13 protein-coding genes and 3 pseudogenes are annotated in these 14,156 nt (G+C 71.1%); 6 read left to right on the forward strand and 10 right to left on the reverse strand.

What is annotated here, in order from left to right; all coding sequences use genetic code 11:
• Position 1: 1 nt before the first annotated feature.
• The 4 genes and pseudogenes from AB0I28_RS36995 to AB0I28_RS37010 form a co-directional block, all read right to left on the reverse strand.
• Positions 2 to 367, reverse strand: a pseudogene (locus AB0I28_RS36995) (PhoH family protein); the annotation flags it as partial.
• Between the two features lie 225 nt (positions 368 to 592).
• Positions 593 to 1,273: pseudogene (locus AB0I28_RS37000) on the reverse strand (LAGLIDADG family homing endonuclease); the annotation flags it as partial.
• A pseudogene (locus AB0I28_RS37005) lies at positions 1,262 to 1,966 on the reverse strand (PhoH family protein); the annotation flags it as partial. The pseudogenes AB0I28_RS37000 and AB0I28_RS37005, both read right to left, overlap by 12 nt.
• 128 nt (positions 1,967 to 2,094) lie before the next feature.
• Entirely contained in the window at positions 2,095 to 2,439 is a 345-nt protein-coding gene (locus AB0I28_RS37010; RefSeq protein ID WP_357500680.1) for a histidine triad nucleotide-binding protein, read from the reverse strand.
• 142 nt (positions 2,440 to 2,581) lie between these two features.
• Here AB0I28_RS37010 and AB0I28_RS37015 point away from each other — a divergent pair, with 142 nt between their 5' ends.
• Entirely contained in the window at positions 2,582 to 3,265 is a 684-nt protein-coding gene (locus AB0I28_RS37015; RefSeq protein ID WP_357500681.1) for a type 1 glutamine amidotransferase domain-containing protein, read from the forward strand.
• A gap of 13 nt (positions 3,266 to 3,278) precedes the next feature.
• On the opposite strand, the gene AB0I28_RS37020 is transcribed toward AB0I28_RS37015, so the two are convergent.
• The gene (locus AB0I28_RS37020; RefSeq protein ID WP_357500683.1) at positions 3,279 to 4,007 is read right to left on the reverse strand and encodes a 16S rRNA (uracil(1498)-N(3))-methyltransferase; all 729 of its coding nucleotides are present in this window, start codon (positions 4,005 to 4,007) and stop codon (positions 3,279 to 3,281) included.
• Between the two features lie 54 nt (positions 4,008 to 4,061).
• Between AB0I28_RS37020 and AB0I28_RS37025 the strand changes: the two genes are divergently transcribed.
• Both AB0I28_RS37025 and AB0I28_RS37030 read left to right on the forward strand, forming a co-directional pair.
• Positions 4,062 to 4,475, forward strand: a complete 414-nt coding sequence (locus AB0I28_RS37025) for a GNAT family N-acetyltransferase (protein ID WP_357500684.1) — start codon at positions 4,062 to 4,064, stop codon at positions 4,473 to 4,475.
• A 66-nt stretch (positions 4,476 to 4,541) separates the two neighbouring features.
• Positions 4,542 to 5,003: a group II truncated hemoglobin gene (locus tag AB0I28_RS37030; protein WP_357500685.1), complete on the forward strand. Its 462-nt coding sequence runs from the start codon at positions 4,542 to 4,544 to the stop codon at positions 5,001 to 5,003.
• Positions 5,004 to 5,302: 299 nt separating this feature from the next.
• Here the strand turns inward: AB0I28_RS37030 and dnaJ are convergent, their stop codons facing one another.
• From dnaJ to hemW, 4 genes are all read right to left on the reverse strand, one after another.
• Entirely contained in the window at positions 5,303 to 6,454 is a 1,152-nt protein-coding gene (dnaJ, locus tag AB0I28_RS37035; RefSeq protein WP_357500727.1) for a molecular chaperone DnaJ, read from the reverse strand.
• 52 nt (positions 6,455 to 6,506) lie between these two features.
• Complete coding sequence (gene hrcA, locus AB0I28_RS37040; RefSeq protein WP_357500686.1) at positions 6,507 to 7,529, reverse strand: heat-inducible transcriptional repressor HrcA; 1,023 nt, start codon at positions 7,527 to 7,529, stop codon at positions 6,507 to 6,509.
• Positions 7,530 to 7,665: 136 nt separating this feature from the next.
• Positions 7,666 to 8,772, reverse strand: coding sequence for a CapA family protein (locus AB0I28_RS37045; protein WP_357500688.1), 1,107 nt, complete (start codon positions 8,770 to 8,772; stop codon positions 7,666 to 7,668).
• Positions 8,773 to 8,860: 88 nt separating this feature from the next.
• Positions 8,861 to 10,105 carry a radical SAM family heme chaperone HemW gene (hemW, locus tag AB0I28_RS37050; protein WP_357500689.1) on the reverse strand — a complete coding sequence of 415 codons (1,245 nt, stop codon included), beginning with the start codon at positions 10,103 to 10,105 and terminating at the stop codon, positions 8,861 to 8,863.
• On the opposite strand from hemW, the gene AB0I28_RS37055 reads away from it, so the two are divergent.
• The 3 genes from AB0I28_RS37055 (at position 10,104) to AB0I28_RS37065 (ending at position 12,926) form a co-directional block, all read left to right on the forward strand.
• The gene (locus AB0I28_RS37055) at positions 10,104 to 10,904 is read left to right on the forward strand and encodes an enoyl-CoA hydratase-related protein (protein WP_357500691.1); all 801 of its coding nucleotides are present in this window, start codon (positions 10,104 to 10,106) and stop codon (positions 10,902 to 10,904) included. The two genes, hemW and AB0I28_RS37055, sit on opposite strands and share 2 nt — an antisense overlap.
• A 48-nt stretch (positions 10,905 to 10,952) precedes the next feature.
• On the forward strand, positions 10,953 to 11,789 hold the full coding sequence (locus AB0I28_RS37060) for a hypothetical protein (RefSeq protein ID WP_357500692.1): 837 nt from the start codon (positions 10,953 to 10,955) through the stop codon (positions 11,787 to 11,789).
• Positions 11,790 to 11,900: 111 nt separating this feature from the next.
• Positions 11,901 to 12,926: a PQQ-dependent sugar dehydrogenase gene (locus AB0I28_RS37065; protein ID WP_357500694.1), complete on the forward strand. Its 1,026-nt coding sequence runs from the start codon at positions 11,901 to 11,903 to the stop codon at positions 12,924 to 12,926.
• Here the strand turns inward: AB0I28_RS37065 and AB0I28_RS37070 are convergent.
• Complete coding sequence (locus AB0I28_RS37070; protein ID WP_357500695.1) at positions 12,923 to 14,134, reverse strand: MFS transporter; 1,212 nt, start codon at positions 14,132 to 14,134, stop codon at positions 12,923 to 12,925. The two genes, AB0I28_RS37065 and AB0I28_RS37070, sit on opposite strands and share 4 nt — an antisense overlap.
• Positions 14,135 to 14,156 lie beyond the last annotated feature (22 nt).

Consider the following 14,156-nt stretch of genomic DNA (forward strand, 5'->3'; position numbering starts at 1 on the left):
GTCACTGCCGTCCGGACCGGCGGTCGGTCCGGCGCGGCCGTTGCTGCCCGTGCTGTCCGGGCCGGTCCTCGTTGTCCTGCTGCCGGATGGCGTCCCACTTCTCGTAGGCGTCGACGATGTCGCCGACCAGGCGGTGCCGCACGACGTCGGCGCTGCCCAGCGTGGAGAAGTGCACGTCCTCGACATCGCCGAGGATGTCACGGACGATGCGCAGCCCGCTGACGGACGCCCCGGGCAGGTCGACCTGGGTGACGTCGCCGGTGACGACGACCTTCGAGCCGAAGCCGAGGCGGGTGAGGAACATCTTCATCTGCTCGGGCGTGGTGTTCTGCGCCTCGTCGAGGATGATGAACGCGTCGTTGAGGGTGTTGTGGGTGAGGATGAAGTCCTCGGTCACGTAGAGCGAGTCGGCCGCCGCGACCTGGATGCACACCGCCTCGGCGCGTCCCTCGGACTCGATGCGGTCGATGAACCGCTCCGGGCAGGCCTGCCCGGCCGCGCGGTACTTCTCGGCCTTGCGGGACAGCCGGAAGGGCTCCACCCGGTCGGGGAGGCGGATGTCGAGGGTGTGCGCGTTGTTGCGGACGCGGGTGGCGACGACGCCGCCGAGCGAGCGCACCAGGTAGCGCAGGTCGTCGCGCAGCTGCGTCGACGGGGTGATGTAGCGGACGCTGACACCGCCGTCGGGGAGCGTGGCGACCCGGCCGTCGGCGTCGAGGAGGCCCTGGAGGACCGCCAGGCGCACGTCGGGGGTGTTGTGCAGGTAGTCGGCGGGGACGAAGGCGGTGTCCGGGCAGACGCCGGTCAGGCCGAGCCCGCCGGGGATCTCGGTGCGGGACTTGACGATCCGGCCGAGGCCGACCGCCTCGTTCTCGCGGTGCCCGGCGGCGACGGTGTCGAGGCAGCCGTCCCACAGGCGCAGGCCGAGCTCGTAGGCGTCGACGCTGGTCTCGCGCGCGGGAAGATGCGCCGGGCCGCTGAGCAGCGGAAGCTGGTAGGCGCCGGCCTCGGCGAGGCCGTCGAGCAGCTCCGTGGTGGTCTTGACCTCTCCGCCGTCGACGGTCCACAGGTGGTCGCCGGTGGCCAGCGTCGAGGCGGCGTCGCGGGTGCGGACGCGGTAGATGTCCTTCTCGCCCTGCGGGTAGACGCCGAGGACGGGCGTGGGTTCGCCGTTGGAGCCGACGACGAGGTCGCCGACGCGCAGCTCACCGATCGGGCGCCAGCCCTGCGGGGTCAGCACCGGCGTGAACACCGGCTGCGCGCGGCCGCGCATGTAGGCCAGCGGCGCGACCTCGATGGTCCCGTTGGTGATCAGGCGCGGGATCGAGTCGGGGTCGACCATGTCGTGCAGCGCGTCGTAGAGCGGCCGCAGGTAGGGGTCGATCTTCTCGAAGAGCGTGCCGGGCAGGTAGCCGAGGCGCTCGCCGGCCTCGACGGCCGGGCGGGTCAGGATGATGCGCGTGACCTGCTTGGCCTGGAGCGCCTGGACGGCCTTGGCCATCGCCAGGTACGTCTTGCCGGTTCCGGCGGGGCCGATGCCGAACACGATCGTGTGCTCGTCGATGGCGTCGACGTACTTCTTCTGGCCCATCGTCTTCGGGCGGATGGTGCGGCCGCGGCGGGACAGGATGTCGAGGGTCAGCACGTCGGCGGGACTCTCGTCGCCGTCGGTGGCCTTCTCCAGCATCCCGAGGGTGCGGCGGGCCACGTCGATGGTGACCGGTGCGCCCTTGCCGACCAGCGCGATCAGTTCGTTGAACAGCCGCTCGGTGTCGGCGACGTCCTTGGGCGTACCGGAGATGGTGATCTCGTTGCCGCGCACGTGGACGTCGCTGCGAACGGTGCGTTCGAGGTAGCGCAGGATCTCGTCGTTCGATCCGAGCAGGCTGACCATCGTCTGCGGGTCCGCGACAGTGATCTTGATTTGCGATTGGGGAGGCGTCGCGGAGGACGAATGCTCGGACATAGGCACGGCCCGAGGGCCTTGAGCCACCTGCTCTCACTACCGGGGACCGCGTGTCACGCGGTCCGTACAGCTCGGGAGTACATCTTATCGCTGCGGGGCACGGCCCCGTCGACCGAGATTCGCCGGTCTCAGCGGGCCAGCAACGGCCCCAGCGGTTCCCCGCCGAGAACGTGGACGTGCACGTGCCGGACCTCCCAGCCGCTGTCGTCGCCGGTGTTGACGATCAGCCGGTAGCCGCCGTCGAGGCCTTCCGACTCGGCGGCGCGCCCGGCGGCCTCCAGAAGTTCACCGGCGAGGCCCGGGTCGGCCGCGGCGAGTTCGGCGACGGTGACGTGGTGGTCCTTGGGGATGGCGAGCAGGTGCGTCGGGGCCTTCGGGGCGATGTCGCGAAAGACGAGGACACGGTTGGTTTCGTGCACGGTCGCCGAGGGGATCTCACCCGCGACGATCCGGCAAAACAGACAGTCCGCCATGCCCGCCGATGCTAGCGGAGGGTTTCCGGGCGGGGCCGTTCGGGCACGAAGGCGGCATGCGGGCGAAAGGGCGAAATCGCCGTTCCGGCCCGCCCGCGGCCTCCGTGTCGTCGACTGGAGGCGCAACCGAGAGGGGATCTCCATGTCCAAGCACGTCCTGCTGGCCCTGTCGAGTCACGCCGAACTCGGCGACACCGGACGCAAGACCGGGTACTACGTGCCCGAGGCGGCCCATCCGGCGGCGGCCTTCGCGAAGTTCGGGTACATCCTCGACTTCACCTCGCCCCAGGGCGGGCAGCCGCCCGCCGACGGCCTCGACGGCAGCGAGGACGACCCGGTCGTCAAGGCCTTCCTCGACGACCCGGTGCTGTCGCGCAAGGTCGCCGAGACCACCAGGCCGGGCGGGTTCAAGCCCGCCGACTTCGACGCGCTCCTGTACGTGGGCGGGCACGGCGCCATGTGGGACTTCCCCGGCGACGCCGACCTGCTGAAGCTGGCCGCGCAGATCTACGACAACGGCGGCGTGATCGGCGCGGTGTGCCACGGTCCGGCGGCGCTGGTGAACCTGCGCCTGCGCGACGGGTCCTTCCTCGTCAAGGGGAAGAAGGTCACCGGGTTCAGCAACGAGGAGGAGGAAGCGGTCGGTCTGACCGACGTCGTGCCCTTCCTCCTGGAGACGCAGCTGCGCTCGCGGGGCGCCGACTACAGCGCCGGGGAGAAGTGGTCGCCGCACGCGGTGGCCGACGGGCGGCTGGTGACCGGGCAGAACCCGGCCTCGGCGACGCGGGTCGGTGAGCTGATGATCACGGCTCTCGGGGGGCACTGAGGGCCGGGCGCCCTCACCACCGTCCCAGCCGCACCGACAGGGCGGCCAGCGCCGCGACGCCGGCCGTCGAGGTCCGCAGCACCTCGCGGCCGAGGCGGACGGGCAGCGCGCCCGCGGCCTCGAAGGCGGCGAGCTCGTCGCCGGAGACCCCTCCTTCGGGTCCGACGACCAGGACGATCTGGCCGGCGTCGGGGAGTTTCGCCGTCGACAGGGGCTCGGTGGCGTCCTCGTGCAGCACGAAGGCCGCCGAGGCGGCCGTGACGCGGGCGGCGACGGCCTTGGTCGAAGCCGTCTCGGCGAGTTCGGGGACGCGGTGACGGCGGGCCTGCTTGGCGGCCTCGCGGGCGGTCGCGGCCCACTTGGCGTGGGCCTTGTCGCCGCGGTCCCCGCGCCACTGCACGACCGACCGGGACGCCGACCAGGGCACGATCGCGTCGACGCCGACCTCGGTCATCGCCTGCACGGCCCGTTCACCCCGGTCGCCTTTCGCCAAGCCCTGCACGACGGTCAGGCTCGGTTCGGGGAGGGGTTCACGGTGGGCTTCGCCGACGTCGAGGACGAGGGCGCCCTTCTCTGTCGCGGTGACCGTGGCGGGGCATACGCCGCCTTCGCCGTCGGACAGGAGCAGGTGCTCGCCGACGCGGAGGCGCTGCACGTCGGCGGCGTGGCGCCCTTCGGGGCCGTCGAGGCGGAAGGCGCCGGGCGCCGGGAGGGCCGCGACCAGGAACAGCGGTGCGCTCATGCCGCGACGTTAACCCACGGGCGGCGCGGCCAGGCCCCTCCATAGGCTGAGGGCATGGATCTTGACTACGAACTCGTCGAGGGCGTGCCGACGGTCGAGGAGTACCGGCATCTGCGCGGCTCGACGGGCCTGGGCGCCAAGTCCGTCGAGGCCTCGGCCTTGGGCCTGCCGAACACGTGGTTCGGGGTGCTGGTGCGTCGGGAGGGTGAGGCGGTCGGCATGGGCCGGATCATCGGCGACGGCGGGTGCTTCTTCCAGGTCGTCGACATCTGCGTCCTGCCCGGGCATCAGGGCCGCGGCCTCGGGAAGCGGGTCATGGCCGCGCTGAGCGAGGCGATGGAGGCGGGCATGCCCGAGGGCGCCTACGTCTCGCTCATCGCCGACGGCGAGGCCCGCCACCTGTACGAGAAGTTCGGGTTCCGGGAGGTCGCGCCGGTCTCGGTGGGCATGGCGCGGTTGTTCTTGTGAGCCGGGGAACAGCGCGGCATCGCCGGACGCTGTAGTTCGCGTCTTCAACGGCGACGAGAGGCAGACATGAGCGAGCCCACGATCTACGAGTTCATCGGCGGCCAGGACGCTTTGCGCAGACTCGCCGAGGCCCATTACCGCCGTTGCGTCACCGACCCCGTGTTGTCGCAGGTCTTCGGTACCGAGCCGCGGCCCGAACATGCCGTGCACCTCGCCGACTGGCTCGGTGAGGTCTTCGAAGGCCCCGCGACCTACACCGCCGAGCACGGCGGGCATGAGGCCCTGCTGCTGCACCACGCGGGCAAGCACATCACCGAGGAGCAGCGGGCGGCGTTCGTGACGGCGTTCGTCGAGGCCGCCGACGAGACCGGTGTCCCCGACGATCCTCACCTGCGGGCGAGGCTGACGTCCTACCTGGAGTGGGGCACGAGAATCGCGAAGGACGTGTCGGAGGCGGACGCGTCCGACATCTCCAGCTCCGACCCGGTCCCCACCTGGGGCTGGCGAGAAGACCAGTCCCCCGCCTGACAGCAAACAAGAGGGCGGGACGACCCGCGGCGAGTAGAGGCACTAACGACGAAAGGCGCCCCGAGGGGCGCCTTTCGTCGACTCACAAACCGCGATCAGGCCGCAGCAAGCCTCGGCCGCACCCGGCCGCCGGCGCAACCCCCGCCGACTCTGCCGCGTACTGCGTGGTGGTCGCCGAAGCCGTCCACCGCCACCACCCACCCACAACGACCACAGACGGCGGCGGCGCCCGCCGCGCTCAGCGGCAAGCGCGCGAAGCGCGGATGCGGCGAAGCCGCCAGAAACCCAGCCGCCAGCAATCAAGCATGCCCGTTAAAGGCGTCTCTCATTCGGGAGAAAAAACCTCCGCCGCCCCGTGTCTCGATGATCTCCTCATCGCGTAGTTGGGCGAGTTTCTGGAGGAGTTCTTCTTGTTCGGCGTCCAGCTTGGTGGGTGTGCGGACGTCGAGGTGCACGAAGAGGTCGCCTCTGGCTCCGCCTCCGCGCAGTCGGGGGACGCCTTTGCCGCGTACGCGGAGGGTGCTGCCGGGTTGGGTGCCGGGGTTGACGTCGACGACTTCTTCGCCGTCGAGGGTCTTGAGGGTGATGCTGGTGCCCAGGGCGGCGGCCGTCATGGGCACTTTGAGTTTGCAGTGGAGGTCGTCGCCCTTGCGGGTGAACACGTCGTGGGGTCGTTCGTGGATCTCGACGTAGAGGTCGCCGGCGGGTCCGCCGCCGGGGCCGACTTCGCCTTGTCCGGCCAGGCGGATGCGCATGCCGTCTTCGACGCCGGCGGGGATCTTGACGGTGAGGGTGCGGCGGCTGCGGACGCGTCCGTCACCGGCGCACTTGGGGCACGGGTTCGGAATGACGGTGCCGAAGCCGGAGCAGGTGGCGCAGGGTCGTGAGGTGACCATCTGGCCGAGGATGGTGCGCTGCACGGACTGGACTTCGCCGGAGCCTTCGCAGGTGTCGCAGGTGACGGGTGCCGAGCCGGCGGCCGCGCCGGAGCCTTCGCAGGTTCCGCAGACGGTGGCGGTGTCGACGGTGATGGGCGATTCGAGCCCGAACGCGGCCTCTTCGAGGTCGAGGTCGAGGCGCAGGATCGCGTCGGATCCGGGGCGCACCCGGGAGCGCGGGCCCCGGCGGGGTCCGGCGCCCATGGGGCCGGAGGCGCCGAAGAACGCGTCCATGATGTCCTGGAAGTCCATGAACGGTCCGGCTCCGCCGGGTCCGGCCCCGCCTCCGCCGCCGGGGGCGAGGGGGTCGCCGCCGAGGTCGACGATCTGGCGTTTCTGCGGGTCGGAGAGCACCTCGAAGGCGGCGTTGATCTCCTTGAATTTCTCCTGCGCCTCGGGGCTGGGGTTCACGTCGGGGTGGAACTCCCGCGCGAGCCTGCGGTACGCCTTCTTCAGGTCGTCCGGGGTCGCGTCCTTCGCCACACCGAGGATTCCGTAGTAGTCCTTGGCCACGTGTGCTCTCATCGCCTCAACAGCTCAATATCGAAACAAGAAATGTCGTTCATCAGTTCTGGGCGAGGACCTCGCCGACGTACCGTGCGACCGCGCGCACGGCCGCGATGGTGCCGGGGTAGTCCATCCGGGTCGGGCCGAGAACGCCGAGACCGCCGACGACGTCCCCGGAGGGGCCGTAGCCGGCGCTGACCACCGAGGTGGCGCGCAGTCCGACGATCTCGTTCTCGTCACCGATCCGGATGTGCAGCGCGGCGGAGGTGTCGACCTCGCCGAGCAGCTTGAGCAGGATGACCTCTTCCTCCAGGGCTTCGAGGATAGGCCGCAGGGATCCGGCGAAGTCGAGCGAGTGCCGGGTGAGGTTGGCGGTACCGGCCAGCGCGATGCGCTCCTCGCCGCGTTCGACGAGGGTTTCGAGCAGGACGGTCGACAGGTTGGTCATGGCCGGGCGCAGTTCGGCGGCGGCCTCTTCGACGAGGGCCTGGATGAGCTTGGGCGTCTCGGTGAGCCGGGCGCCGGTGAGCTTCTCGTTGACGGTGCGGCGGATGGCCAGCACGTCGTCTTCGGCCACGGGCCCGGGGAGTTCGACGAGGCGCTGTTCGACGCGGCCGGTGTCGGTGATCATGACGAGCATGAGGCGCGAGGCCGTCAGGTGCACCAGTTCGAGGTGCCGGACGCGGCTGCGCGACAGGCTCGGGTACTGGACGACGGCGACCTGCCGGGTGAGCTGCGCGAGGAGCCGGACGGTGCGGTGGACGACGTCGTCGAGGTCGAGGGCGCCGTCGAGGAAGCGGTGCAGGGCGCGGCGTTCGGCCGCGGTGAGCGGCTTGACCTGGCTGAGCCGGTCGACGAACAGGCGGTAGCCCTTGTCGGTGGGGACGCGGCCGGCGCTGGTGTGGGGCTGGTGGATGTAGCCCTCGTCTTCGAGGACGGCCATGTCGTTGCGGACGGTCGCCGAGGAGACCCGCAGGTTGTGGCGTTCCACGAGGGATTTGCTGCCCACCGGTTCCTGCGTGGCGACGTAGTCCTGGACGATCGCGCGCAGTACCTCCAGCTTGCGCTCATCCATGGGCATCCGGCGTCCTCCTCGCGCTCTCGTCAGTGGTCGGGCATCGGCACCGAGAGCGGCGGTCGCAGGCATGGAGCTGGCCTGGCACTCGGGCAGACTGAGTGCCAGTCTACTGGCGCGAGGGCCGGTATTGCCTCATCGTTCAGGGCGGAGTGATACGGCCACCTTCGGTGACGAGGGCCGCCGTCGCCCCGAAATCGTCGCGGGACAGCCGATTGCACGTCTCGTGTGCCGTGTTGTCCGGATCCGCGGCGGGATATCCCCCGTCGACCATGCGCGTGGCGCGCAGGACGCCGCCGGCCCAGTCGCCGTCAATGGTCAAAGTCACGGCGAGGACGCCGCCGACTCCCCGGTTGCCTTCGGTCGATAGGACCCGGTATCCGGCGAAATTCCCGAGGCTGTAGGCGATCAGCCGGCCCTTGTAGAACTCCATGCCGCGCATCACATGCGGGCCGTGCCCGACGACGAGGTCGGCGCCGGCGTCGATGACGGCACGGGAGAAGGCCATCACGTCGCCGCGGTCCTCACCGAGGAACATCTCGGCGCCGGGGACGACGTGGTCCTTGTCGGCGCCCTCACCGCCGGCCTGCATGGAGACCACGACGAGGTCGTTGCGCTCGGCGGCCGCCTCGACCAGCGCGGCGGTGCCCTCCAGGTCGTGCATGTCCTGCGACCACGCGTACGGCGAGACACCCACGACGGCTATCTCCACCCCGTCGACGGTCAGCTCGGCGTACTCGCCGCGCATGCCGGTGTACTCGATCCCGGCGTCGTTGAGGTGTGTCCGGGTGTCGGCGAGCCCTTCGCCGCCGTAGTCGAGGGCGTGGTTGTTGGCGAGGTTGAGGACGTCGAAACCGGCGTCGGCGATCACCTCGGCGTAGCCCGGCGGCATCCGGAAGGCCGCGCAGTTCTCGGCCTTCGGCTTGCACTTCGACGACTTCTCCCGCTCGGTGAGCGTGCCCTCGAAGTTGCCGATGAGCAGGTCGCCGGTCAGCACGCCGGAGGCCCGCTCGAAGAAGCCCTCGGCATCACCGGGCGGCAGGTCATCGGGTGCCGAACCGAGGATGATGTCGCCGGTTCCGGTGATGGTGACCGTCTTCTTCGGCGGAGCCGGCGTCGAGGTGGACTCGGCGGCCGCCGGGGGCCCTCCGAGCGGCGCGTTGACCGTCACGGCGGGCGACGGCAGCGTGAGCGCGGTGGCGGTTCCGGCGAGCGCGAGCACGGCGGCCGCGACCGTCGTGCGCGTCAACCGGGGATCGAACCTGGGCGGTGCGGCGTGGCGGGGCCTTCGTCTCGGCATGGGGCGTCTTCTCAGTCGCGAGCGCCGGGAAACACTCTCAGTCGGGCAACAGGTCGCGCACCACCGCGTCGGCCAGGAGCCTTCCGCGGAGCGTCAACCGCGCCAGGCCCTTCTCGAAGGCGGGCTCGTCGAGTAGCCCGTCGGCGACGGCGCGGGCCGCGCTCTCCTGCCCGGGCGGCGCCAATGAGGATACCTCGATACCGTCGACGATCCGTAGTCTTAGCAATACATCTTCGACATGGCGGTCGGCGTCGTCGAGTACTTCGCGGCCCTCGCCCGGGGAGGCGCCCTCGGCGAGGCGTCCGGCGTAGGCGCTGGGGTGGCGCACGTTCCACCACCGGACTCCGCCGACGTGGCTGTGCGCGCCGGGGCCGAGGCCCCACCAGTCGCCGCCCTGCCAGTAGAGGAGGTTGTGGCGGCAGCGGGCGTCGGTGTCGGCGGCCCAGTTGGAGACCTCGTACCAGTTCAGTCCGGCCGCGGAGAGTGCGGCGTCGGCGGCGAGGTAGCGGTCGGCGGCCACGTCGTCGTCGGGCATCGCGACCTCGCCGCGTCTGATGCGGGCGGCGAGGCGGGTCCCGTCCTCGATGATCAGCGAGTAGGCCGAGACGTGGTCGACGCCGGCGGCGACGGCCGCGTCGAGGCTGGCGGCCCAGTCCTCCTCGCGTTCGCCGGGGGTCCCGTAGATGAGGTCGAGGTTGACGTGGCCGAAGCCGGCCTCGCGCGCCTCGACGGCGGCCTGCGCGGCGCGGCCGGGCGAGTGCTTGCGGTCGAGGACGGCAAGGACGTGGCGGGCGGCCGACTGCATGCCGAGCGAGACGCGGTTGAAGCCGCCGGCGCGCAGCCGCGACAGGTAGGCGGGGTCGACCGACTCGGGGTTGGCCTCGGTGGTGATCTCGGCGTCGTCGGCGAGCCCGAAGGCGGCGTCGATGCCGTCGAGGATGCGGACGAGGTCGTCGGCGGGAAGAAGGGTGGGGGTGCCGCCGCCGAAGAAGACGGTGCGCGCCTTGGGGGCGGTCCCGTCGAGGACGCGCGCGGCGAGGCGGAGCTCGTCGAGGACGAGGGCGGCGTAGGAGTCGCGCGTCACTCCCCCGGCGAGTTCGGCGGCGGTGTAGGTGTTGAAGTCGCAGTAGCCGCAGCGGGAGGCGCAGAAGGGCACGTGGACGTAGAGGCCGAAGCCCTGTTCGCCGACACGGGTGAGCGCGCGAGCGGGTAGCGACCCGTCGCGCGGAACCGGTTCACCGTCCGGAGGTAGTCCAGGCACGGGCGCTAGCGTACGGGACATGCCGAGCCACGAGCCCGACCGACTTGTCCGCTATGACGCCCATGACGGTGTCGCCACGCTGACGCTTGACAGCGATCACAACCGCAACGCGCTGTCGACGCCGCTGATGACGCAGTTCCTCGAACATCTCGCCGTCGCCGTCGCCGACGAGAGCGTGCGGGTGATCCTCCTCGACCACGAGGGGACCGTGTTCTGCTCGGGCGCCGATCTCACCGAGACCGCCGCCGCCCGCGAGGCCGGGCAGGTGCCGGCCGCGATGCTCACCGAGGTCCTGGCCGCGCTGTGGGAGTCGCCGAAGCCGGTCGTCGCCCGGGTCGGCGGGCCGGCGAGGGCGGGCGGGCTCGGCCTGATCGCCGCCGCGGACCTCGCCGTCTGCCGCACCGACAGCACCTTCGCGTTCAGTGAGGTCCGGCTCGGGGTCATCCCGGCGGTCATCTCCGCGACCGTGCTGCGCCGCCTCTCGCCGCGCGCGGCCGCCGAGCTCTACCTGACCGGCGAGACCTTCGACGGGTACCGCGCCGCGCACGTCGGGCTGGTCACCCGCGCCGTCCCGCCGTCCGATCTCGACAACGCCATCGCCGGATACGTCGGCGCGCTCGTCAAGGGCGCGCCGGGAGCGCTCGCGGGCGCCAAGGCCCTGCTGCGCCGACGGCACGAGACCGACATCCGCGCCGAGCTCGCCGAACTGGCCACCGAGTCGGCCGGCTTCTTCCTCTCGGAGGAAGGTCGCGAAGGTGTGGCCGCTTTTCGTGACAGACGCGACCCGCGGTGGGTACCCAGAGTGGAACAGGGGACGTAATCTCGGTTAGGTCACGGTGTCCTCTGGTTACGCCGACTAGGAGGTTGGATGCGCGCGCGACACGTGGTCACGGGAATCGTGGTCATCGCGGTGCTCGCCGGTGTCGGATTCGTCATCGCGCGGATCATCGACGCCGATCTGCCGAATCCCTTCGCCAAGCCCATGTGCACGGTGACCGGGGCGGAAGGTTCCACCATCAAGGTGGATCCGACCCAGGCGTCGAACGCCGCGACGATCGCGGCGGTCGGCTCCAAACTGGACATTCCCGAGCGGGGTGTCGTGGTCGCGCTGGCGACCGCCTACCAGGAGTCCCGGCTGGAGAACATCGGTCACGGTGACCGTGACTCGGTCGGGCTGTTCCAGCAGCGGCCGAGTCAGGGCTGGGGGACCGAGGAGGAGATCCAGGATCCCCGCTACTCGTCCAAGCGCTTCTTCAAGGCACTGGTCAAGGTGGAGGGCTGGGAGGACATGCGCATCACCGACGCCGCCCAGGCGGTGCAGCGCAGTGCCTACCCCGACGCCTATGAGCAGTGGTCCGACGAGGCCCAGGTCCTCGCCGACGCGATGCTCGGCTCGGTCAACGCCGCCGTGGCGTGCCGGGTCGACGACAAGGGCGTGGCCGGCGACGACGCCGTCGACGCGGTGACCAGTGAGCTCAGCCTCGACTGGGACAAGGTGACCGCGAAGGCCGACGGCCGTGTCATCCGGATGTCGGATGTGGACAACGGCTGGCAGTTCGCGCACTGGATGGTCGCCTACTCGGAGGATCTCGGCGTGTCGAGTGTCGTCTACGACGGGCACGAGTGGTCGGCCAAGAGCGGCGAGTGGACGGCGGCCGAGAAGGGCGGCGACCACGTCACCGTCGAGGTCCGCGCCAAACCCTGACCGGTTGACCCGCCGGGCCGGACCGCATAGATTCGGCTCCACATAGGACAAAAGCGGACGCGCCACGCCGAACCGGCGTGGCGCGACCTTTTTCCGAGAGGAGCGAGGGCCGTGCGCATCGCCAAGTCCATCGCCGTCACCGCCGCCCTGGCGGCCACCACGTTCACCGGGGTCTGCGGCGCCGAGGCGCAGACCGCCGCCGACGCCGACTTCGACTTCGACGCCGGCGAGCAGGTCGCCGCCGGACTGACCTACCCCTGGGGGCTGTCCTTCCTCCCCGACGGGACGGCGATCTTCGCCGAACGAAACTCCGCCCTGATCAAGACGGTGGCACCCGGTACACCGCCGCAGACCGTCGGGCAGGTCCCCACCGTCGTCCCGGGCGGTGAGGGCGGGCTGCTGGGCCTCGCCGTGTCGCCCGACTACGCCGTCGACGAGACGATCTACGTGTACTTCACCGCCGCCGGCGACAACCGCGTCGCCCGGCTGACCCTCGCCGACCTCACACCCGAGCCGATCGTCACCGGCATCCCGAAGGCGTCCATCCACAATGGGGGGCGCATCGAGTTCGGCCCCGACGGCAAGCTCTACATCGCCACCGGCGACGCGGGAAACCGCGACAACTCGCAGGACCCGGGAAGCCTCGGCGGCAAGATCCTGCGGGTGAACCCCGACGGGACGGTGCCCGAGGACAATCCCTTCCCGGGTTCGCGCGTCTACACCCTCGGCCACCGCAACGTGCAGGGTCTCGACTGGACCGGCGGCGGCGAGCTCTACGCCAGTGAGCTCGGCCAGAACACCTGGGACGAGGTCAATCACATCGTCGCCGGCGACAACTACGGCTGGCCGGTCGTGGAGGGCGAGGGCGGCGAGCCGGAGTTCCACGACCCGCTGGTGACGTGGACGACCGCGGAGGCCTCGCCGAGCGGGGCGGCGGTGGTCGCCGACACGATGTACGTCGCGGCCCTGCGCGGGCAACGGCTGTGGACGGTGCCGCTGGCCGGTGGTGAGCCGGTGGCCGTGCTCACGGGCACCTACGGACGCGTCCGCAGTGTGGAGCACGGCCCCGACGGGTGGCTGTGGATCTGCACCAGCAACGGTTCCGGCGACGTGATCGTGCGTTTCCCGCCGGTCTAGGCGCCCTCCACCGCGGCCCTCGCGCGCGGGAAACCGTGCGCGGAGGCCGTCAGGACGACCAGCGCGACCGGCACCAGCAGTGCCAGCACGCTCCACGGGAACGACTCCGAGCCGAGTGCGCCGAGGAGTACTCCCCCGACGACGCCGCCCGCCGCCATCGCCGCGTTCCACAAGGTGACCAGCATGGCCTGGGCGGCGTCGGCGTGCTCGCCGCCGGCGTCACCGGCGGCGGTCTGGAGGAGGGTGGGCGCGCCGCCCCAGCCCAGTCCCCACAGGGTGACCGCGACGTAGACGAGCGCCGGGCTGTCGGCGAGCACGGCCATGATGGCGGCGGCGGCGCCGACGAGCAGGACGCTGGCGATGGTCAGGAGGCGCAGGCGGCGGTTGATGAGGGCGCCGACGATCCAGATGCTCAGCAGGGACGCGGCGCCGAAGACGAGCAGGACGAGGTCGGTGGAGCGGCCCATGCCGAGGCGGTCGAGGAAGGGCGCGATGTAGGTGTAGAGGATGGTGTGGGCCAGGACGAACACGAGCGTGACGAACAGGACGGGTGTCACGCCGGGGACGCTCAGGGCGCGCAGCATGGGGGTGCGGCTGCCGCGCTTCTGGCCGGGGAAGTCGGGCACGGTGGCGGTGATCCAGATGAGCAGGACGACGGTCAGCGCGGTCATGGTCCCGAAGGCGCTCTGCCAGCCGAATGCCTTGCCGAGGAAGGTTCCGGCGGGTACGCCGAGGGAGAGCGCGACGGGGATTCCGGCCATGGCCACGGCGATGGCCTTGCCCTGGAGGTGGGCGGGGGCCATGCGGCGGGCGTAGCCGGCCAGCAGTGCCCAGGCGAGTCCGGCGGCGACGCCGGCGAGGAAGCGGGCGGCCATCGTCAGCGGGTAGGAGACCGAGACGGCGGTGACGGTGTTGGCGAGGGCGAATCCGGCCATGGCGCTCAGGAGCAGGCGCTTGCGGCGCCAGCCGGCGGTGAGCGCCGACAGCGGGATGGCGGTCAGGGCGGTGCCGAGGGCGTAGACGGTGATCGACTGGCCCATGGCCGACTCGCCGACGCCGAGGTCGGCGCTCATGGCGGGCAGGACGCCGGCGGGGAGGGTCTCGGTGAGGCTGGTGATGAACACGGCGGTGGCCAGGGCGAGCAGGGCGCCCATGGGGAGTTTCCCGCCCGGGGCGCGGGTCTCGGGGGCGGCGGTCTCGGTTCGCATGGGACTATGCTCAAACCTTCAC

The organism is Phytomonospora sp. NPDC050363, from assembly GCF_040655735.1.
In the GTDB taxonomy this organism is placed as follows: Bacteria; Actinomycetota; Actinomycetes; order Mycobacteriales; family Micromonosporaceae; genus Phytomonospora.

Coding starts and splice junctions, on each gene's coding strand:
- AB0I28_RS37010 (WP_357500680.1), bottom strand. CDS start 2,439: ATGGCGGACTGTCTGTTTTGCCGGATCGTCGCGGGTGAGATCCCCTCG.
- AB0I28_RS37015 (WP_357500681.1), top strand. CDS start 2,582: ATGTCCAAGCACGTCCTGCTGGCCCTGTCGAGTCACGCCGAACTCGGC.
- AB0I28_RS37020 (WP_357500683.1), bottom strand. CDS start 4,007: ATGAGCGCACCGCTGTTCCTGGTCGCGGCCCTCCCGGCGCCCGGCGCC.
- AB0I28_RS37025 (WP_357500684.1), top strand. CDS start 4,062: ATGGATCTTGACTACGAACTCGTCGAGGGCGTGCCGACGGTCGAGGAG.
- AB0I28_RS37030 (WP_357500685.1), top strand. CDS start 4,542: ATGAGCGAGCCCACGATCTACGAGTTCATCGGCGGCCAGGACGCTTTG.
- hrcA (WP_357500686.1), bottom strand. CDS start 7,529: ATGCCCATGGATGAGCGCAAGCTGGAGGTACTGCGCGCGATCGTCCAG.
- AB0I28_RS37055 (WP_357500691.1), top strand. CDS start 10,104: ATGCCGAGCCACGAGCCCGACCGACTTGTCCGCTATGACGCCCATGAC.
- hemW (WP_357500689.1), bottom strand. CDS start 10,105: ATGTCCCGTACGCTAGCGCCCGTGCCTGGACTACCTCCGGACGGTGAA.
- AB0I28_RS37060 (WP_357500692.1), top strand. CDS start 10,953: ATGCGCGCGCGACACGTGGTCACGGGAATCGTGGTCATCGCGGTGCTC.
- AB0I28_RS37070 (WP_357500695.1), bottom strand. CDS start 14,134: ATGCGAACCGAGACCGCCGCCCCCGAGACCCGCGCCCCGGGCGGGAAA.